The sequence below is a fragment of the Amycolatopsis dendrobii genome (assembly GCF_014145675.1).
Taxonomy (GTDB): Bacteria; Actinomycetota; Actinomycetes; order Mycobacteriales; family Pseudonocardiaceae; genus Amycolatopsis; species Amycolatopsis dendrobii.
Map to the genome: position 1 here is coordinate 370,703 of NZ_JACGZW010000002.1, position 18,922 is coordinate 389,624.

At 69.1% G+C, this 18,922-nt stretch carries 18 protein-coding genes; 17 read left to right on the forward strand and 1 reads right to left on the reverse strand.

The genetic code is table 11. The features are described 5' to 3' along the window. Positions 1–54 precede the first annotated feature (54 nt). The 7 genes from H4281_RS05895 to H4281_RS05925 all read left to right on the forward strand — a co-directional run bounded on the left by H4281_RS05895 (position 55) and on the right by H4281_RS05925 (position 5,883). Positions 55–1,464, forward strand: a complete 1,410-nt coding sequence (locus H4281_RS05895; RefSeq protein WP_182889843.1) for a fatty acid desaturase — start codon at positions 55–57, stop codon at positions 1,462–1,464. Beyond that, complete coding sequence (locus H4281_RS05900) at positions 1,458–1,652, forward strand: ferredoxin (RefSeq protein ID WP_376771822.1); 195 nt, start codon at positions 1,458–1,460, stop codon at positions 1,650–1,652. The genes H4281_RS05895 and H4281_RS05900 overlap by 7 nt, the downstream gene beginning before the upstream one ends. Before the next feature lie 6 nt (positions 1,653–1,658). Next, positions 1,659–2,201 (forward strand): RNA polymerase sigma factor, encoded by a 543-nt coding sequence (locus tag H4281_RS05905; RefSeq protein WP_182889844.1) that lies wholly within the window; start codon positions 1,659–1,661, stop codon positions 2,199–2,201. A 37-nt stretch (positions 2,202–2,238) separates the two neighbouring features. Then, positions 2,239–2,406, forward strand: a complete 168-nt coding sequence (locus tag H4281_RS05910; protein ID WP_182889845.1) for a hypothetical protein — start codon at positions 2,239–2,241, stop codon at positions 2,404–2,406. A 114-nt stretch (positions 2,407–2,520) separates the two neighbouring features. Then, positions 2,521–3,774, forward strand: a complete 1,254-nt coding sequence (locus H4281_RS05915) for a carboxylesterase family protein (protein WP_182889846.1) — start codon at positions 2,521–2,523, stop codon at positions 3,772–3,774. After that, complete coding sequence (locus tag H4281_RS05920) at positions 3,771–4,997, forward strand: MFS transporter (protein WP_182889847.1); 1,227 nt, start codon at positions 3,771–3,773, stop codon at positions 4,995–4,997. Before H4281_RS05915 ends, H4281_RS05920 begins: the two co-directional genes overlap by 4 nt. Next, positions 4,972–5,883 (forward strand): MBL fold metallo-hydrolase, encoded by a 912-nt coding sequence (locus tag H4281_RS05925; RefSeq protein WP_182889848.1) that lies wholly within the window; start codon positions 4,972–4,974, stop codon positions 5,881–5,883. Before H4281_RS05920 ends, H4281_RS05925 begins: the two co-directional genes overlap by 26 nt. A gap of 32 nt (positions 5,884–5,915) precedes the next feature. On the opposite strand, the gene H4281_RS05930 is transcribed toward H4281_RS05925, so the two are convergent. Continuing rightward, positions 5,916–6,296, reverse strand: coding sequence for a VOC family protein (locus H4281_RS05930; protein ID WP_182889849.1), 381 nt, complete (start codon positions 6,294–6,296; stop codon positions 5,916–5,918). A 150-nt stretch (positions 6,297–6,446) separates the two neighbouring features. Between H4281_RS05930 and H4281_RS05935 the strand changes: the two genes are divergently transcribed. The 10 genes from H4281_RS05935 (at position 6,447) to H4281_RS05980 (ending at position 18,921) form a co-directional block, all read left to right on the forward strand. Beyond that, positions 6,447–7,922 (forward strand): amidohydrolase family protein, encoded by a 1,476-nt coding sequence (locus tag H4281_RS05935; protein ID WP_182889850.1) that lies wholly within the window; start codon positions 6,447–6,449, stop codon positions 7,920–7,922. Beyond that, positions 7,919–9,076: a M20 family metallopeptidase gene (locus H4281_RS05940; protein ID WP_220506761.1), complete on the forward strand. Its 1,158-nt coding sequence runs from the start codon at positions 7,919–7,921 to the stop codon at positions 9,074–9,076. The genes H4281_RS05935 and H4281_RS05940 overlap by 4 nt, the downstream gene beginning before the upstream one ends. 47 nt (positions 9,077–9,123) lie before the next feature. Continuing rightward, positions 9,124–10,002, forward strand: a complete 879-nt coding sequence (locus H4281_RS05945) for a GNAT family N-acetyltransferase (RefSeq protein ID WP_182890237.1) — start codon at positions 9,124–9,126, stop codon at positions 10,000–10,002. Further along, entirely contained in the window at positions 9,999–11,105 is a 1,107-nt protein-coding gene (menC, locus tag H4281_RS05950; RefSeq protein WP_182889851.1) for an o-succinylbenzoate synthase, read from the forward strand. Before H4281_RS05945 ends, menC begins: the two co-directional genes overlap by 4 nt. A gap of 77 nt (positions 11,106–11,182) precedes the next feature. Beyond that, on the forward strand, positions 11,183–12,838 hold the full coding sequence (locus tag H4281_RS05955) for a PucR family transcriptional regulator (RefSeq protein ID WP_182889852.1): 1,656 nt from the start codon (positions 11,183–11,185) through the stop codon (positions 12,836–12,838). Positions 12,839–13,055: 217 nt separating this feature from the next. Beyond that, positions 13,056–13,943 carry a serine hydrolase gene (locus tag H4281_RS05960; protein WP_182889853.1) on the forward strand — a complete coding sequence of 296 codons (888 nt, stop codon included), beginning with the start codon at positions 13,056–13,058 and terminating at the stop codon, positions 13,941–13,943. 119 nt (positions 13,944–14,062) lie between these two features. Beyond that, positions 14,063–15,448: a serine hydrolase gene (locus H4281_RS05965; protein ID WP_182889854.1), complete on the forward strand. Its 1,386-nt coding sequence runs from the start codon at positions 14,063–14,065 to the stop codon at positions 15,446–15,448. Further along, positions 15,445–16,338: a serine hydrolase gene (locus H4281_RS05970; protein WP_182889855.1), complete on the forward strand. Its 894-nt coding sequence runs from the start codon at positions 15,445–15,447 to the stop codon at positions 16,336–16,338. The genes H4281_RS05965 and H4281_RS05970 overlap by 4 nt, the downstream gene beginning before the upstream one ends. A 10-nt stretch (positions 16,339–16,348) precedes the next feature. Further along, on the forward strand, positions 16,349–17,941 hold the full coding sequence (locus H4281_RS05975) for an ABC transporter substrate-binding protein (RefSeq protein ID WP_182889856.1): 1,593 nt from the start codon (positions 16,349–16,351) through the stop codon (positions 17,939–17,941). Then, a complete protein-coding gene (locus H4281_RS05980) occupies positions 17,941–18,921 on the forward strand; it encodes an ABC transporter permease (RefSeq protein ID WP_182889857.1) in 981 nt (326 codons plus the stop codon). The genes H4281_RS05975 and H4281_RS05980 overlap by 1 nt, the downstream gene beginning before the upstream one ends. Position 18,922 lies beyond the last annotated feature (1 nt).

Consider the following 18,922-nt stretch of genomic DNA (forward strand, 5'->3'; position numbering starts at 1 on the left):
CGCCGCCCGCGAATTCCTACCTTCGGGAAAACGACAGACCGCGTGGAGGCCGCCATGAAGAAGTACCGCCTCGCCGGAGCGAACGGCGAAACCGCATGGCACGACCGGAAGCGGCACCTGTGGCTGCTCGGGCTCGTGGTGCCGCTGCTGCCGTTCGGCGCGATCGGGTTGCACGCCGCGACCGGGTCCGACGCCGTCCTGTGGCTCGGTCCGCTCGTCGTGCTGGTCCTCGTGCCGCTGATCGACCTCGTCGCCGGATACGACCACACCAATCCGCCGGACGAGGTGATGGAGGCACTGGAGGAGGACCGCTACTACCGCTGGATCACCTACCTGTTCCTGCCGCTGCAATACGCCGGTTTCGTGGCGGGCGCGTGGATGCTCGCGCGCGGCGAGCTGTCCGTCGGCGGCAAGATCGGCCTCGCGATCACGTTGGGCACGGTCGCCGGCATCGCGATCAACACCGCGCACGAACTCGGTCACAAACGGGAAAGCACCGAACGCTGGGCGGCGAAAATCGCGCTGGCGCAGTGTTTCTACGGGCACTTCTACATTGAGCACAACCGCGGGCACCACGTTCGCGTCGCCACTCCGGAGGACCCGGCGTCGAGCCGGATGGGCGAGAGCTTCTACCGGTTCTGGCCGCGGACAGTCTTCGGTTCGCTGCGCAGTGCCTGGGGCGTCGAGCGGAAACGCTATGCCCGCAAGCAAAGCCACCCGTTCCGCCTCGGTAACGACGTGCTCAACGCGTGGCTGATGAGCGTGGTGCTGTGGGGCGCGCTGATCGCCTGGCTGGGCGTCGGGATCCTGCCGTATCTGGTGATTCAGGCGGTGTTCGGGTTCTCGCTGCTGGAGATCGTGAATTACATGGAGCACTACGGGATGCTGCGCAAGCAGGTCGTCAACGGCGCCAAGACCCGGTACGAGCGGGTCACTCCGGCGCATTCCTGGAACTCCAACAACGTCGCGACGAATGTGCTGCTGTACCACCTGCAACGGCACAGCGATCACCACGCGAACCCGACACGCCGGTTCCAGACCTTGCGCGACTTCAAGGAAAGCCCGGTCCTGCCGACCGGCTACACCGGGATGATGGTCGTCGCGCTGGTCCCGGCGTGGTTCCGCAAGGTGATGGACCCGCGGGTCTACCGGCATTTCGACGGCGACATCCGGCAGGCGAACGTGCAGCCGGGCAAACTCCCGTCGCTGCTGAAGAAGTACCCGGTCGTCGCTGCCGCCGCGGACGAACCCGCCGCCGACACCCGAGCGAAACTGGCCGACGACGTGGATGCCGCGCGCTGCCCTGGCTGCGGCTACATCTACCGCGTCGCCGAGGGCAACGAACTGGAGGGCTTCGCCGCCGGGACGGCGTGGTCGGAGATCCCGGACGACTGGACGTGCCCCGATTGCGGCGTGCGCGACAAGGTCGACTTCGTGCCCGTGGTGCGGGAGGCGGCGTGCTGAAGATCGTCGCGGACCGCGGAAAGTGCGAGGGCCTCGGCATGTGCGAGGCGATGGCCGACCAGTTCTTCGAGGTCGGGGAAGACGGCGTGGTGCAGGTTCTCGACGAGACCCCGCCCGAGGCGGACCGGCAGTTCGTCGACGCGGCGGTGCAGGCGTGCCCGGTCGCGGCGTTGCGGCTGCAGGATTGAGGCCGCGTGGAGACGGAGCTGCTGGGGCGGGCGCGGTCTGGCGACCAGGCCGCGTTCGCCGTCATCTACCAGGAACACGCGCCGCCGGTCTTCCGCTACCTGCGGATGCGGGTGCCGACGGCGACGGTCGCCGAAGACCTGACGAGCGAGGCGTTCCTGCGCGCGTGGCGGAAGCTGCCGGACTTCCGCCCGGATGTCGGCTCGTTCACCGGCTGGCTGTACACGATCGCCGACAACCTGCTGCGCGACCACCGCAAATCGGCCCGCTACCGGCGTGAACTCCTCGACGGGAAGGACCACGACGGGCCGGACGTCCGCGGCGGGGCCGACCGGCTCGCGCTGGCCCGCATCGAAGCGGCGGCGCTGCGCCGGTGCCTGGCCGACCTCAGCGAACCGCAGCGCGAGTGCGTGCGGCTCCGGTTTTTCGCCGGACTGTCCGTCGCCGAGGTCGCCGAAACGATGAACAAGAACCCCAACAGCATCCGGGCGCTGCAGCACCGTGCGGTGCGCACGCTCGCGACGCTGCTGGCCGAGACCGAAAAGGCGTGACGCTGGTATGCATGGATTCCTCGAGATTTTCAAGATCATGGGGCCACTGCTGGTGCTGATGCTGTGCCCGATCTGGCTTCCGCTGCTCGGGATGCTGATCGGGAAGCTCGCGGACATCTTTTCCGGCGGCGGCAAGCGGGCCGAGCCCGCGCATCGGATGGTGCGCGCCGAGCCGGCCGAGGCGGGGAGCCGCGTTTCGCGGTGAGGTATAGCCGGGCAAACATGTCTCGGGCGGCAAAGAGCATTGGTCAGGCATTCCGGACTTTCTTAGCCTGACTGCGGGTCGAAGGTGCCGGACCCCGCTCAAAGGAGAGCCGCGATGACCGAAAGCCAGCCCGTCACTGCCCGGCCGCCGTCCGGTCCGGTTCTCGGCGCTTCAAGCGACGACGGCCTGCTGCGTTTCCGCGGAGTGCGGTACGGGACCGCTGAGCGGTTTCAGCTGCCGCGGCCAGCCGAGCCCCGTTCCGACGCCGTGTTGCCCGGACCGATCTGCCCGCAGCTCGGCTCGCGGCTGGAAGCCGCGATGGGGCCGCCGCGGGATGAACCGCCCCAGTCCGAGGACTGCCTCAACCTCGCCGTCGTGACGCCCGCGCTGACCGGTGCCCGCCCGGTGCTGGTGTGGCTGCACGGCGGCGGTTTCCTGAGCGGCGGCGGCACCATGCCCTGGTACGACGGCGGACGGCTCGCCGCGGACGGCGACGTGGTGGTCGTGTCGGTCAACTACCGGCTCGGGGCGCTCGGCTACCTGGTCCACGACGGCGTCAGCGAGGGCAATCTCGGTCTGGCGGACCAAGCGCTCGCGCTCGAATGGGTGCGCGACAACATCGCGGCGTTCGGCGGGGACCCGGGCAATGTCACCGTCTTCGGCCAGTCCGCCGGCGCGCTTTCGACGCTCGCCTTGCTGTCCGAACCGGACAGTCGCTCGCTCATCCGGCGGGCGATCGTCCAGAGTTCTCCCGATCCCGCGATCATCCAGGATCGCCGGAAAGCGCGGGAGATCGGCCGGTATTTCGTCGACGCGGTCGGCGGAGATCCCGTTACCGCTTCCGTCGATCAGCTGCTGGCCGCGCAACAGCGCACTCTCCGGTGGAACGCGGCGAAGGATCCGACGTCGACCCGGCCGCCGTTCGGGATCGTCGATCTCGAGGTGCAGCTGTCGGATCCGTTGCCGGACTTGATGATCGGCTACACCACGCAGGAGTGCGAGGCGTTCGCGATCGGAGTGCACGACGACGGGATCCGGCAGGCGATCGCAGTCCAGACCGAGCCGCTTTTCGCTCGCCCGGCGCGTGACTTGGCACAGCAGTACGGCGCGTACTCCTACGAGTTCGACTGGACTCCGGACCACGGCGGCTACGGCGCGATCCATTGCCTCGAACTGCCTTTCCTGCTGGGCACCCCGGAATCCTGGCGCGGGAGCCCGATGCTGGGCGACACGAGCTGGGCTGACGTCGAACGCCTAGGCACCCAAATGCGCTTGTGGTGGACCGAATTCGCGCGGTCAGGCAAGCCCGGCCCGCAGAGCGGCTTCCGGATCGGGAATTCCCCTCAGAGACTGGAGAACACGCCATGAGCAAGAGTATTCATTGGCCCGTCGTCCTGCTCTGCTTTCTCGCTGTTCTCCTGGACGGTTTCGACACCGCCGCGCTGTCGTTCACGATCCCGACTCTGTCCCGCGAATGGGGTTCCGTCCCCGCCGCCTTCACCCTGCCGCTGGTGCTGACCAACATCGGGGTTGTCCTGGGATATCTGGCCGCGGGTTACGTGGGCGCCCGGATGAAGGCGCGGTCGGTGGTGCTCACCGGCGTCCTGATCTTCGCGGGCGCGACCGTGCTGACCGCCGCGATCCTGCATCTGAAGTCCATGCCGGTCTTCGCCGCGGCCCGGCTGATCACCGGGCTGGGACTCGGGCTGGTGCTGCCCGCCGGGGTGTCGCTCGCGACGAAGCACAGCGCGGAGAGCCGTCGCGAGCTGGTTTCCGTGGCGGTGACCCTCGGGCTGGCTTCCGGGAGCAGTCTCGGCGGGTTCTTCGGCGGGAAGCTGCTGCACAGCGTCGGGTCCGCCGGGGTTTTCTACGTCGCCGGGCTGGCTCCGTTGGTGCTGGCTGCGGTGATGGCCGTGGTGCTGCCCGCGCGTGAGCCCGCGGTGGAGCGCACGGCGAAGCAGGAAGCCAAGGTGAGCAGGCTGTTCGGCCCGGGACTGCGCCTGCCGACGTCGCTCATCTGGGCGTTCTCGTTCCTCATCTTCATCACCGCGTACGTGCTGATCTCCTGGGTGCCGACGCTGCTCACCGGTTACGGGTTCGCCGCCGGGACGGCCCCGCTGGGACTCGCGTTCCTCACCCTCGGCGGGATCGCGGGCGGCCTGGTGCTCATCCCGCTCGCCGCGCGGATCGGCATCGCCCGCGCGCTGATCCTGATGCCCGCCATCGGGGCCGGGTGCATGGTCCTCGTCGCGACGGTGCCGGTCGGCGAGACCCTGCTGTTCGTGCTGCTGGCCGGTGCCGGTTTCGGAGTCACGGCCGGGCAGATCGGCCAGCTGACGCTCGCGGTCTCGATCTATCCCGCACACACGCGCACCACCGGCGTCGGGTGGGCCGCGGCGCTGGGGCGGATCGGGTCGATCGTCGGGCCGGGCGTCGCGGGTTTGCTTCTCGCGCTGGCCTTGTCGGCGCAGACGATCGTCCTGGCGGCCGCCGTTCCCGTGCTGGTCGCAATCGCTTGCGCGGTGGGGCTGAGCCGGGTGCGGCCGAAGGCGAGAAAGGAGCACGATGGCGCACTGGTTCGATCTCGGTGACGTCGCGGTCGTTCCCCTCATCGAGGACGACCGGCTGCTGATCGAGCCCGGGGAGTTCTTCCCGGGACTCGAACCGGACCTGGCCGGCTGGTACGCCCAGGAGCCGTGGTTCGACCGCGCGGCGGGGAAGCTGGTCTTCGCCATCCAGTCGTTCGTCGTCTGCTCGACGGACGAAGTGCTGGTGGTCGACGCGTGCGTCGGGGCGGGCAAGGACCGTCGGCGCGCGGAGTTCGATCAGCTGCCGGACCGGTGGATGCGGCAGTTCCTCGCGACCGGGCTGCGCCCCGCGGAGGTCGACGCGGTGGTGTTCACCCACTTGCACACCGATCACGTCGGGGCCGCCACTGTGCAGCGGGAACCGGTCTTCCCGGACGCGCCGCACTTCGTGGTCGAGGAGGAATTCCGGTACTGGTCGAGCGAGGCCGGCGGGGCGGCCATGCGCCGGACTGGCGACTACCTGACCGACAGCGTCCTGCCGATCGAGCAGGCCGGGCAGTTGAGTTTTGTGGCCCCGGACGCGGTGCTGGGCAAGCACGCCGAACTCGTTCCGGCGGCTGGGCACACGCCGGGGAATGTGTGCGTGCGGGTCCGCGGCAGCGCTGGGACCGTGCTGCTCGCTGGGGACACGATGCACCACGGAGTGCAGATCCGGCATCCGGAGCTGAGCACGAGGTACTGCGTCGATCCGGAGGAAGCGGCGAGGGTTCGGAGCCGCATTCTCGAGGAGGCGGGCGACTCCGTCCTGCTGCCGACGCATTTCCCCGCGCCCTCGGCGGGCCGGGTGCGGCGTGGCCGGGGCGGATACGGCTTCGTGTTCGCGAGCGACCTGCTCCGGGCCGGGCCGTTTCGGTACGGGGAGTGGCGGGAGCAGCGCTGGGGGTCGTGAGTGCTGAGGCCGGTTCTCACCGGCAACGCCACTCACGACACCGGGTCGACCCGACGGCGGAGCAGGCAGAACACGTTCCCCTCCGGGTCCGCGAGCACGTGCCACGACTCCTCCCCGGTCTGCCCGACCTCGGCGGGCCGCGCACCGGCCGCGAGCAGGCGTTCCAGCTCCGCGTCCTGGTCCCGGTCGGTCGGGTTCACGTCCAGGTGCAGCGGCAGTTTCGCCGGTTTCGGGTCGGTGCTGCGGCTGAGGATCAACGTCGGCTGCGGGCCGCCGAAACCAGCCTCAGGGCCGATCTCCAGGTCGTCGCCGTCCCAGCCGAGTTCGACGTAGCCGAGGACTTCGCACCAGAAATCACCCATCCGTTGCGGGTCGGCGCAGTCGAGGACGAGTTCGGTGATCCGGCAGGCCATCCCGCGAGCTTAGGGCGCTCGCGCACCCCGGCCCAGCGAATTCCGGTTTGTGCGCGCGGAGAGATCTGCCGCCCCGGATTCGTCCGCGCGCACGAACGTACTGCCCGGGAAACCTCCTAGGGTCGCCAGCAGCGAGGCGAGGAGGCAAGCATGCGGACACTGCTGCGTGGCGGTCGCGTCATCGACCCGGATACGGGCTTCGACGGCACAGCTGACGTGCTGGTATCCGACGGCGAGGTGATCGCGGTCGGACCGGGATTGCCGAGTGCGGACGACCAGGTCGAGATCGACGTCGCCGGATACATCGTCGGACCGGGGTTCATCGATCTGCACAGCCACGTGCACTCGATCGCCGGACAGCGGCTGCAGGCGATGGACGGCGTCACGACGGCGCTCGACCTGGAGGCCGGGCTGATGCCGGTCGAACGGGCCTACGCCGAGGCGGCCGCGGCGGGTCGTCCGCTGCACTACGGGTTCTCGGCTTCGTGGGGTTCCGCGCGGGCGAAGGTGCTCGCGGGCATCGAACCGGACGCGAACATCAACACCGGGCTTTCCGTGCTCGGCAATCCGGCCTGGCAGCGGTCGTCGTCGAAGACCGAGCTGGCCGCCTGGCTGTCCCTTGTGGAGGGTGAGCTGGCGGCGGGCGCGCTCGGCGTCGGCGTGCTGCTCGGATACGCGCCGGCCAGCGACCCGGCCGAGTTCCTGGCCCTGGCGAAGCTGGCCAAACAGGCCGAAGCGCCGACGTACACGCACGTCCGCGAGCTGGTCGAGGTCGACCCGGGCACGCCTGCCGACGGGTCCGAGGAGATCGCGATCGTCGCGGCCGAGACCGGCGCGGCGATGCACCACTGCCACGTCAACAGCACCTCCGGACGGCACATCGACCGCGTGCTCGCCGCGCTGGAGTCGGGCCGTTCCGCCGGGTCGCGGGTGACGGTCGAGGCCTATCCGTACGGCGCGGGCAGCACCGCGGTCGGCGCGGCTTTCATCTCGCCGGAGCGGCTGAAGATGAAGGGCCTCAACCCGTCGCGGGTGATCCTGCTGGAGACCGGCGAGCGGATCGCGGACGAGGGCCGGTTGCTGCAGGTCCGCGCGGAAACGCCGGGGGCGCCGTGCATTCTGGAGTTTCTCGACGAGGAGGACCCGGTCGACCGCACCCTGCTGCATCAGGCGCTGGCGTTCCCGGATTCGATCGTCGCGAGCGACGCCATGCCGGTGTACTGGCGGAACGGGGCCAACGAATCCACTGAGTGGCCGCTGCCGTCCGGTGGCGCGACGCATCCGCGCACGGCGGGGACGTTCTCGAAGTCGCTGCGGCTGATGGTGCGCGAGGCCGGGGTATGGACCTGGCTGGAGGCGTTCCGGCGCTGCTCCTATCTTCCGGCGCGAGTGCTCGACGAGGTCGCGCCCGGGGCGCGGACCAAGGGCCGGTTGAACGTCGGCGCGGACGCGGACATCGTCGTCCTCGATCCGGCCACGATCACCGACACCGCGACATATTTCGACGCGACCCGGCCCGCGGTCGGCGTCCGGCACCTGTTCGTCGCGGGCACTCCGGTGGTGCGCGACGGGCAGCTGCTCACGGACGCCTTCCCCGGCCAGCCGCTGCGAGGTGAGCCGCGATGACCGAGTTCAATGTGGACGCTCTGCTCGCCGACATCGAAACGTTGGTGTGCTGCGAATCCCCATCGGCTGATCTCGACGCGGTAGCGCGCAGCGCGGATGTGCTGACCGGCGTCGGCAAGGCATTGCTTGGCGTGGAGCCGGAGCGGATTGTCCTGGATGGACGGACGCATCTGCGCTGGCGGTTCGGTGACGGTCCGCCGCGGGTGTTGCTGCTCGGCCATCATGACACGGTCTGGCCGACGGGCTCGCTGGAGACGCATCCGTTTTCCGTGCAGGACGGTGTCTTGCGCGGCCCGGGCTGCTTCGACATGAAAACCGGCGTCGTGATGGCGCTGCACGTCGCCGCCTCGCTGGCCGACCGAAGTGGACTGTCCATTTTGGTCACTGGGGACGAAGAGCTGGGCTCGCCGTCGTCGCGTGGGCTGATCGAGGAAGAGGCGCGGGGCTGCGCGGCGGCGTTCGTGCTGGAGGCTTCGGCGGACGGCGGCGCGATCAAGACCCGGCGCAAAGGCGTTTCCCACTACCGGATCGAGGTGACCGGACGCGCCTCGCACGCGGGACTTGAACCGGAGAAGGGGATCAACGCCGGGATCGAGATCGCGCACCAGGTGCTCGCTGTCGCCGCGCTCGCCAGCCCGGAGCGCGGGACCAGCGTGGTTCCGACCGTGCTTTCGGCTGGTACCACGGTGAATACCGTGCCTGCCGCAGCGGCGGTCGAGGTCGACGTGCGGGTGTGGGACGAGGAAGAACAGCTTCGCGTCGACCGTGAGGTGCGCGCGTTGCGACCGGTGCTGGAAGACGCACAGGTACGGGTCACCGGCGGGATCAACCGCCCGCCGCTGGACGCGGTTTCCTCGGCCGCGTTGTACGGGCTGGCGAAGGAATTGGCCGCGGAACTGGGGTTGCCGGAATTGACCGAGGCGGCCGTCGGCGGTGCTTCGGACGGCAATTACACCGCGGGTCTCGGCGTGCCGACGCTCGACGGTCTCGGCGCGGTCGGCGGCGGTGCGCACGCCGATCACGAACATGTCCTGGTCGAGGAATTGCCGCGGCGTACGGCGTTGCTGGCCGCATTGGTGGAGAACGTGCTGACCAAGGGAAGTCCGTCGATTCCGACGAATCCGGACGGCGATTCTGGTCGAGCACGACGGTGACGTCGGTGGGTAAGCCGGGAAAGGATCATCCCGTGACGAATCTTGCGATGAACACGGAAAGACCCGTCGCGGCGGAAACGTGCGACGAGGCGGTCGCGGCCGCTCGGGCGGCTGCCGCCGCCTCGGGGGTCGAAGTCCGGGAAATCACCGAGATCGCGGAAATGACAGCGGTCGGAGTGCTGTTCGAGACGATCTGGCGGTCCGCGCCGGGAACCCGGCCGGTGACCACGGAACTGCTGCGCGCGCTGTCGTCGGCGGGGAATTACGTGGCAGGCGCGTTCGCCGACGGAGAAATGCTCGGCGCGTGTGTCGGCTTTTTCGGAAATCCCGGAAAAGGCAGTCTGCACAGTCACATCGCCGGAGTCGCGAAGGCCGGTGCGGGCCGCGGAATCGGATACGCGCTGAAATTGCATCAGCGCGGCTGGGCGCTGGCGCAGGACGTCTCGACGATCAAATGGACCTTCGACCCGCTGGTGCGCCGCAACGGGTATTTCAACCTCGGCAAACTCGGCGCGCTCCCGGTGCGTTATCTGCGGGACTTCTACGGGCCGATGACGGACGGCATCAACGGTTCGGGCGACACCGACCGGCTGATGGTGTCCTGGGAACTGGCCAGTCCGACAGTCCGGACCGCCGCGTTCGGCGAACCGATCCGCACGGACGCGAAGGCGTTGCTCGACCAAGGCGCGGCGGTGGCCCTCGAAGTCGCCGCGGACGGCGGTCCGGCAGTCAGGTCAGCCGACGCTCCGGTGGTGCTCGTCTCGGTACCGCCGGACATCGAAGGCTTGCGCACCACCGATCCCGGCAAGGCGGACGCGTGGCGGGCCGCGCTGCGCGAATCGCTCGGCGGCCTGATGGCCGCGGGCGGCCGGGTGACCGGCTTCGATCGAGCCGGCTTCTACGTGATCTCCAAGGAGGAGCAGTGAAACTCAGCGGTGTGGAACTGCGCCGGGTGCAGATGCCGCTCGTCGCCCCGTTCCGGACTTCGTTCGGCACCCAGTCCGTCCGGGACCTGTTGCTGCTGCGCGCGGTCACGCCGGCCGGCGAAGGCTGGGGAGAATGCGTGACGATGCCCGGTCCGGTGTACTCCTCGGAGTACAACGACGGCGCCGAGCACGTGCTGCGGCACCACCTGATCCCGGCGCTGCTGGCGGCCGGCGAGATCACCGCGGCGAAGGTGACGCCGCTGCTGGCCAAGTTCAAGGGCCACCGGATGGCCAAGGGCGCGCTGGAGATGGCGGTTCTCGACGCCGAACTCCGCGCGCACGAGCGGTCGTTCGCCGCCGAACTCGGGTCGGTGCGCGATTCCGTACCGTGCGGCGTTTCGGTCGGGATCATGGACACCATTCCGCAACTGCTCGACGTCGTCGGCGGATACATCGACGCGGGTTACGTGCGGATCAAGCTGAAGATCGAACCCGGCTGGGACGTCGAGCCGGTGCGCGCGGTCCGCGAACGCTTCGGCGACGACGTGCTGCTGCAGGTCGACGCGAACACCGCCTACACCCTCGGCGACGCGCCGCAGCTGGCCCGGCTCGACCCGTTCGGGCTGCTGCTGATCGAGCAGCCGCTGGAAGAGGAGGACGTGCTCGGCCACGCCGAACTGGCCCGCCGGATCCAGACACCGATCTGCCTCGACGAGTCGATCGTGTCGGCGCGCGCGGCGGCGGACGCCATCAAGCTGGGCGCGGTGCAGATCGTGAACATCAAACCGGGCCGCGTCGGCGGTTACCTGGAAGCGCGGCGGGTGCACGACGTGTGCGCGGCGCACGGGATTCCGGTGTGGTGCGGCGGGATGATCGAGACCGGCCTCGGCCGGGCGGCGAACGTCGCGCTGGCCTCGCTGCCGAACTTCACCCTGCCCGGCGACACCTCGGCGTCGGACCGGTTCTACAAAACCGACATCACCGAGCCGTTCGTGCTCTCCGACGGGCACCTGCCGGTGCCGACCGGACCGGGCCTCGGCGTGGCGCCGATTCCGGAGCTGCTCGACGAGGTGACCACGGCAAAGGTGTGGATCGGTTCGTAGCCAGCTACGAATTCCGGAGGTAGATTTGGTCGGATCGGACCAGCCGGTCCGCCCGCGGCCGGATCTACCTTCGGGGGGTGCTGACACCGGTGCCGAGCAAGCCGCACACGAGTCTGGGACGCGTCCTCGAAGCTCTCGGGGACGTGCTCCTCGAACCGGTCGCCGTCGGCCGCGACACGCGACGGCAGCTCGGCGGGGTGGTGATTCACGACCCGCACGACGACGCGGAATTCCCGGCACAGGCGGTGGTCCTCGGCGTCGGGGTCCGCGAATCCGACGAGATCGTGCAGCTGGTGCACGCCGTCGCCGCGCGCGGGGCGACCGCGCTGGTCGTGCGGTCGCCGGTCGCGGCGTCGACGGAACTCGTGCGGGCGGCCACTTCCTCCGGCGTCGCGCTGCTCGGGCTCGCCAGCGGCGCGTCATGGGCGCAGCTGGCCGCGATGCTCCGGACGCTGCTCGCCGAGGGCGACGTCGGCGACGTTTCCCCGCAGACGCTCGGCGGAATGCCGTCCGGCGATCTTTTCGCGCTCGCCAACGCCATCGCCGCCTTGCTCGACGCGCCGGTCACCATCGAGGACCGCAACTCGCGCGTGCTCGCGTTCTCCGGCCGTCAGGACGAGGCCGACCCCTCGCGCGTCGAGACGATTCTCGGCCGTCAGGTGCCCGAACGGTTCACGCGCGAGCTGGAGAAAGACGGCGTTTTCGAGCGGCTCTACCGCGACCAGGGCCCGGTTTACGTCTATCCGGGAGACGGCTACGACAAGAAGATCGTCATGATTCGTGCCGCGCTCGCGGTCCGGGCCGGTGACGAAGTCCTCGGGTCGATTTGGGCCGCTGTCGACAAAGAGCTCAGCGAAGAACGTACCGCGGCGTTGATCGACGCGTCGAAAATTGTTGCGCTGCATATGCTTCGGCTCCGCGCGGGTGCCGACGTCGAACGGCGGTTGCGAGCTGATCTGGTCAGCACCGCGCTCGAAGGCGGCTCCGGCGCGCAGGAAGCCATCGCGCGGCTCGGGTTGCTGGGACAGCCCACGATCGTGCTCGCCATGGGCTTGCTCGAGGTGCCCGACGACGACCTCCGGTTGGTCACCGAACGCCAGCGGGTCGCCGACGCGTTCGCCATGCACCTCAGCGCCGTTCAGCCCCGATCGGCGGTAGCGCTGGTGGGCGACGTAGCGTACGGCATCGTCCCGATGCCCGGGAACCACGGCGATTGCCGCGAACGCTCGGTGCGGGTCGCGTCGACCTTCCTGGAGCGCACCGGCCGCCGAGTCGCCGCGGCGATCGGCATCGGCCCCTTGGCGCTCGACGGATCCGGCCTGCGCGCGTCTCGCGACGGGGCCGACCGGGCGTTGCGCGTGTTGCTCACCAACGGCGGCTCGAAACGGGTGATCACCGCCGAGGACGCGCACATCGAGGCGCTGATGCTGGAACTGGCCGACCTTTCCGCGGCGCGCGGCGACGTGGCGACCGGGCCGATCGCGCGGCTGCTGGAGTACGACACCAAACATCAGTCCCAGCTGGTGCACACGCTGCGGTGCTGGCTCGATTCGTTCGGGGACATCAGCGCGGCTTCGGCGGCGGCGTACGTGCATCCGAGCACGTTCCGGTACCGGTTGCGCCGGCTGGCCGAGGTCGGCGGGATCGATCTCGACGATCCGGGTGACCGGTTCGCGGCGATGGTGCAGTTGCACTTGCTGCCGCGGGTGGAGAGGGCCGAGGAGACGTCGTGAGTGGCAATGCCGGTTCTAACCGGCATAAACACTCACGAGAACCCCGCCCAGCTCCACCAACAGGAAACCTCTCCGCAACCTTCCTGCTATCGCACCAACCCGCTCCCGTCCGACCTCCCGCACAATGAGAACCCGGCAGGCCGGAACAGCGAGGTTCCCTTTCACCCCAGCCACTCCCTGCCTGCTGCCGGAGAAGTCCACAGTAGACAGGAGCGTCATGGCCACCGCATCCGAAACGATCGCCCGCCGCGCCAAGGAGGTCGGCGTCGAGGTCCGGCTGCACGCCGCCGAGGTCGACGGCACCCGCAGTCTCGGCATCGGGGAGGATGTCCCGGTCGTTCCCGCGTCGGTGTTCAAGGTTCCGATCGCGCTGGAACTCGCCTGTCAGGCCACCGAAGGAAAGCTCGATCTCGGTACCCGGATCACCGTCCAGCCAGGGCATCCGACGCCGAGCCCGTACGGCCTCGCCACCTTCCGGCACGAAGTCTCGATGTCCTGGCACGATTTGGCGATCCTGATGATCGGAATCAGTGACAACGTCGCCACCGACCTCATTCTCGCCGAGGTCGGCAAAGACGCGGTGAATAGCACGTTGCGGCGACTCGGATTCACGCACACCGTCGTGCCGCAGGACTGCGGTGAACTGCTCGCCACTATCGGCGAGGATCTCGGAGTTTCTTACGAGGACGACGAACGGGCGCTCGCCGAACTGACCTACGAACAGGTTTCCGGGTTGCGCGCGTTGCAACCGGAGAAATCCTGCAGCACCACCGCCGCCGAAATGACCCGCCTGCTGGGACTGGTCTGGCGCGACGAGGCGGCCGCCCCGGAGGCGTGCGCGGACGTCCGGCGCTGGATGGAACTGCAGGTCTGGCCGCACCGGCTGCGTTCCGGGTTCCCGGACGATCGCATCCGCACCAGCGGCAAAACCGGCACGTTGCCCGCCGTGCGCAACGAGGTCGGCGTGGTCGAGTACCCGGACGGCGGCCGGTACGCGGTCGCCGTGTTCACCCGCGCCGAGGATTCCCGGTCGAGGGTGCCCGAGCGCGACGCGTTCATCGGTTTCGCCGCGGCGACGGCAGTGGAGTCCCTGCGCGCGGCTTGATTCGTCGGAGCGGAGGAACTTTCCCCTCGCTCTCCTCGGTCCGGACGAACAAGTGACGTCCGCCACCGACCTAGCATTTCCGAAACGCCGGTCCACCATCCCCCGGACAGAAGGTGCACATGTCGAAAATTTCCGAGATCGAGACCTGGCTTCAGGAGAACTTCGCCGCTCTGCTGGCCGAGCATCAGGTCCCCGGAGCCGCGATCGCGGTGCTCGCCGACGGTGAGGTGATCGACCACGCGGCGGGCATCCTGAACAAGGGCACCGGCGTGGAGTCCACTGTGGACTCGGTGTTCCAGATCGGCTCGATCACCAAGGTGTGGACGACCACGCTGGCGATGCAGCTCGTCGACGAGGGCAAGCTGGACCTCGACCGGCCGGTGCGCGACTACCTTCCCGAGTTCGTGCTCGGCGACGACGAGGCCGCGGCGGCGATCACCGTCCGTCAGCTGACCTGTCACACCGCCGGTTTCGAAGGGGACATTTTCACCGACACCGGGGTCGGTGACGACGCGGTGGAGAAGTTCGTCGCGACGCTGTCCGACGTGCCCCAGCTCTTCCCGCCGGGCGAGCGGTTCTCCTACAACAACGCCGGCTACTGCGTGCTCGGCCGCGTCATCGAGGTGCTGCGCGGCAAGTGCTGGGACGACTGCGTGCGCGAGCACCTCTTCGCTCCGCTCGGCCTGACCCACGCGGCGTCCGGCCCGTACGACGCGATCCGCTGCCGGGCCGCGATCGGCCACGTCTCCCCGAAGCCGGGCGACGACCCGGTGCCCGCGCCGATCTGGGCGCTCACCCGCTCGAACTCGCCCGCCGGGTCGACGCTCGCGATGCGCCCGCGCGACCTGCTGACGTTCGTCCGGATGCACCTGAACGACGGCAAGGCCGACGACGGCACCCAGGTGCTGCTGCCGGAGTCGCTGCTCGCGATGCGCGAACCGCAGGTCGACGTGCCTGACCTCGGCATGGCCGAGCACTGGGGGCTCGGCTGGATGCTCTTCGACTGGGACGGCGGCAAGGTGATCGGCCACGACGGCGGCACCATCGGCCAGTCGGCCTTCCTGCGCGTGGTTCCGGAGAAGGGCGTCGCGGTCGCGCTGCTGACCAACGGCGGTCAGCCGATGCACGTCTACCAGGAGATTTTCACGAAGCTGCTGGACGAACTCGCGGGCGTCACCGTTCCGGCGCGGCCCGAGCCGAATTCCGCCGCCGCTCCGGCCGACTTTTCCCGGTACGTGGGCGAGTACTCGTCGATGGTCGCCGACACCGTCGTCACCGAGGAAGACGGCAAGCTCTGGATGGAACGCACTCCGAAGGGAATCTTCGCCGAGATCGGCGCACCCTCGGGGAAAGAAGAACTGCTGCCGAGTCAGGGTGACACGTTCGTCGCGAAAACCGCGCAGTTGCCCGGTGTCTACATGGCACACGCGTTCGTCGGCGACGACGGCAACGGCCACGCGCAGTTCCTCCACACCGGGCGTGCGGACCGACGGGTCTCCCAGTGAGCGGGATCCGCGAACGAATCGAGGCCGTCTTCGCCGACGCTTACGCGGACGGGTTCCTGCACGCCCGGGAGATCGGCGTGCCGGGCCCCGCGGTGTCAGTCGGCGGAGACGACCCGGTCGTCCTCGCCTCGGTGTTCAAGATCCCGGTGGCGCTCGCCTATGCCCGCGAGGTCGCCGCCGGACGGCTGGACGACACCGAACGGACGAAGGTGACCGCGCGGTACCGGATCGGCGGCATCGGCACCGCGGGCTGCGCCGACGACGTCGAGATGAGCTGGCGCGACCTCGCGCACTTCATGCTCACGATGAGCGACAACGCCGCGACCGACGTCCTCTACCACCGGCTCGGCCAGGAAACGGTGGACCGGGTGCTGGCCGATCTCGGGCTCGCCCGCACCCGGCTGATCGGCTGCTGCGAGGACCTGTTCGCGTCCGTCGTCGCGGATCTCGGCGGCACCCCGGATTCGGATCTCGAGGCACTGTTCGGCGAAGCGACGCCGGAACAGATGGACAAGCTGTCGGTCCGGGATCCGGAACGCACCACGTCGTCCACGCCGCGCGAGATCACCGAATTGCTCGACGCGATCTGGACCGACCGCGCGGGCGAACCGCAAGCGTGCGAACGGGTCCGCACGATCATGGCGCAGCAGATCTGGCCGCACCGGCTGTCGTCGGGTTTCCCGTCCGGCGTGCGGGTCGCGGCGAAAACCGGGACGCTGCCCGGAATCCGCAACGAAGCAGGCGTGGTGACCTTGGGGGACGGCCGCCGGTTCGCGGTCGCGGTGTTCACTCGCGCGCATTCTCTCGAAGACCGCCTTCCCGCGGTCGACGCGTCCATCGGCGCCGCCGCCCGGCTGGCGATCGACCACCTCCAGAGCGTGACCCCGTAGGAGAAATCCCATGAAAACTGCCCGGCTCACCGCCGCGATGGCGGGCGTGGTGGCCTTGACCGTGAGCGCGTGCGGGGGATCAGCGCAATCCGGGACGGACCGGACTGCGAACCAGAAACTGGTCGACGGCAAGACTTTCACCTATGCCATCCCGACCGATCCGGGAACGCTCGACCCGGCGATCACCGTGCTGTCGGTCGCCCGCAACCTCGACCAGTTCCTCTACGACGCCCTGATCAACCTCGACGCGAAGGGCCAGCCGGAAGCGGCGCTCGCGGAGAAGTGGGAAGCCACTACGACCACCGCGTCCTTCACCCTGCGCAAGGGCGTCACCTGCTCCGACGGCAGCCCGCTCACCGCGGCCGACGTCGCGGCGAACATCAACTTCATCGGCGATCCGGCGAACAAGTCCCCGCTCGCCGGCGTCACGGTGTCGCCCGGCACGAAGGCGGTCGCCAACGCGGACAAGGTGACGATCACCAGCGGGGCGCCGGACGCGTTCCTGCTCCGCAACATCGCCGGCCTGCCGATCGTCTGCGCCAAGGGGCTGGCCGACCGGAAGACGCTCGCCAAGGGCGAAAACGGCACCGGCATGTTCACCATGACCGAGATCGTGCCGAACGACCACTACACGCTGACCCGGCGCAAGGACTACACGTGGGGGCCCGGCCAGTTCGACCCGAAGCAGCAGGGATTGCCGGACAAGGTCAACATCCGGGTCATCCCGAACATGACCACGATGTCGAACCTGCTGCTGTCCGGCGAGGTCAACGCCGGCTCGGTGATCGGGCAGGACCAGCAGCGGCTGAAGGCGCAGCGGCTGTACCACGCCGACATCGTCTCCCCGTTCGGCGAGCTGTTCTTCAACCAGGCGCCCGGCCGGTTCGGCGCGGACCAGGCGATGCGCCGCGCGCTGACCCAGGCGATCGACCTGCCGCAGGTCGCGAAGGTGCTGACCCGCGACGGCAGCGCGCCGGTCAAGGGCATGGTCACCATCGAACCGCGGCCGTGCGAGGGCGATTCGGTCACCGGGAAGATCCCTGGCTTCGACGTCGCCGCGGCCAAGGCGGCGTTCGACGCGGCGGGCTGGAAACCGGGACCGGACGGCATCCGCGTGAAGGACGGGAAGCGGCTCGCGCTGACCGCGATCTACGGCACGCAGGCCGGTCCGACGATGCCCCCGGGCGCGGAGCTGATGCAGCAGGGCTGGAAGAGCGTCGGCGTCGACGTCAAGCTGAAGGGAGTCGACAGCCCGGGTCTCAGCCAGTTGCTGTTCGCCACCGGCGAGTGGGACATCTCGATGGCTCCGCTCGGCCTCACGCTGCCCAGCCAGCTGGTGCCGTTCGTGTCCGGCGGACAGCCGCCGCAGGGCACGAACTTCGCGCACATCAAGAACCCGCAGTACGACGCGCTGGTCGCCAAGGCGGCCACGCAGGCCGGGCAGGCGGGCTGCGCGGACTGGATGGCCGCGGAATCGGCGCTGTTCGAGAAGCAGGACGTCGTGCAGTTCGCCAACTCGGTCATCCCGACCTACGGCAGCAACGCGAAGTTCGAGATCGTCAACGGCTACATCAAGCCGACCACGATCCGGATGTACGCCTGATGACCGGCGCGATCGCCGTCGCGGGCCCGAAGGTCAGTCCCTGGCTGACCTTCGGCGCCCGCCGCCTCGGGCGGTTCGTGGTGTCGCTGTGGGTGCTGGTGACCATGGCGTTCCTGATGATCCAGCTGATCCCGGGCGATCCGGTTCGCTCGGCGCTCGGCCTGACCGCGCCGATCGAGCTGGTCAACGCCCGGCGGGCCGCGCTCGGCCTGGACCATCCGCTGTGGCAGCAGTACCTCGACTACTTCGGCGGCCTGTTCCGCGGTGACTTCGGCACCTCGATGCTGACCGGGCAGCCGGTCGGCGACGTCATCTCGGACCGGCTCCCGGCGACGCTGCAGCTGGCGTTGCCCGCTTTCGTGCTGGTCATCGGGCTGGCGATCCCGATCGGACTGACGTTCGCCGTGCTGACCCGCGGCGGCAGGCACCGCGGCGCCGAACTGGGGTTCACCTCGACCACGGTGCTGTTCGCCGCGATCCCGGAGTTCCTGGTCGCGGTGGCGCTGGTGGCGTTTTTCGCGGTGCAGCTCGGCTGGTTCCCGGTGGCCGGCCACGACGGCGCGGGCTCGCTGGTGCTGCCGATCATCGCGCTGGCACTGGGCCCGACCTCGACACTGTCCCGGATCGTCCGGGTGGAGGCACTTTCCGTGCTGGGCAACGACTTCGTCCGCACCGCACGGGCGAAACGGCTGCCCGCGCGCCTGGTCTATCTCCGCCACGCGCTGCCGAACGCGCTGACCGCGACCCTGACGCTCGGCGGGATGATGCTCACCACCCTGGTCGCGGGGACCGTGCTGGTGGAGAACGTCTTCGCCTGGCCGGGCCTCGGTTCCACGATCTCGCAATCCATTCTGCAGAAGGACTATCCGCTGGTGCAGGGGATCGTGCTCGTGTACGGCATCGGCGTGCTGCTGGTGAACCTCATCGTGGACCTGCTGCTGGCGGTCCTCGATCCGCGTTCGACGATCCGGGAGAACTGAG

Coding starts and splice junctions, on each gene's coding strand:
- H4281_RS05895 (WP_182889843.1), top strand. CDS start 55: ATGAAGAAGTACCGCCTCGCCGGAGCGAACGGCGAAACCGCATGGCAC.
- H4281_RS05910 (WP_182889845.1), top strand. CDS start 2,239: ATGGGGCCACTGCTGGTGCTGATGCTGTGCCCGATCTGGCTTCCGCTG.
- H4281_RS05915 (WP_182889846.1), top strand. CDS start 2,521: ATGACCGAAAGCCAGCCCGTCACTGCCCGGCCGCCGTCCGGTCCGGTT.
- H4281_RS05920 (WP_182889847.1), top strand. CDS start 3,771: ATGAGCAAGAGTATTCATTGGCCCGTCGTCCTGCTCTGCTTTCTCGCT.
- H4281_RS05925 (WP_182889848.1), top strand. CDS start 4,972: ATGGCGCACTGGTTCGATCTCGGTGACGTCGCGGTCGTTCCCCTCATC.
- H4281_RS05930 (WP_182889849.1), bottom strand. CDS start 6,296: ATGGCCTGCCGGATCACCGAACTCGTCCTCGACTGCGCCGACCCGCAA.
- H4281_RS05935 (WP_182889850.1), top strand. CDS start 6,447: ATGCGGACACTGCTGCGTGGCGGTCGCGTCATCGACCCGGATACGGGC.
- H4281_RS05940 (WP_220506761.1), top strand. CDS start 7,919: ATGACCGAGTTCAATGTGGACGCTCTGCTCGCCGACATCGAAACGTTG.
- H4281_RS05945 (WP_182890237.1), top strand. CDS start 9,124: ATGAACACGGAAAGACCCGTCGCGGCGGAAACGTGCGACGAGGCGGTC.
- H4281_RS05960 (WP_182889853.1), top strand. CDS start 13,056: ATGGCCACCGCATCCGAAACGATCGCCCGCCGCGCCAAGGAGGTCGGC.
- H4281_RS05965 (WP_182889854.1), top strand. CDS start 14,063: ATGTCGAAAATTTCCGAGATCGAGACCTGGCTTCAGGAGAACTTCGCC.
- H4281_RS05975 (WP_182889856.1), top strand. CDS start 16,349: ATGAAAACTGCCCGGCTCACCGCCGCGATGGCGGGCGTGGTGGCCTTG.
- H4281_RS05980 (WP_182889857.1), top strand. CDS start 17,941: ATGACCGGCGCGATCGCCGTCGCGGGCCCGAAGGTCAGTCCCTGGCTG.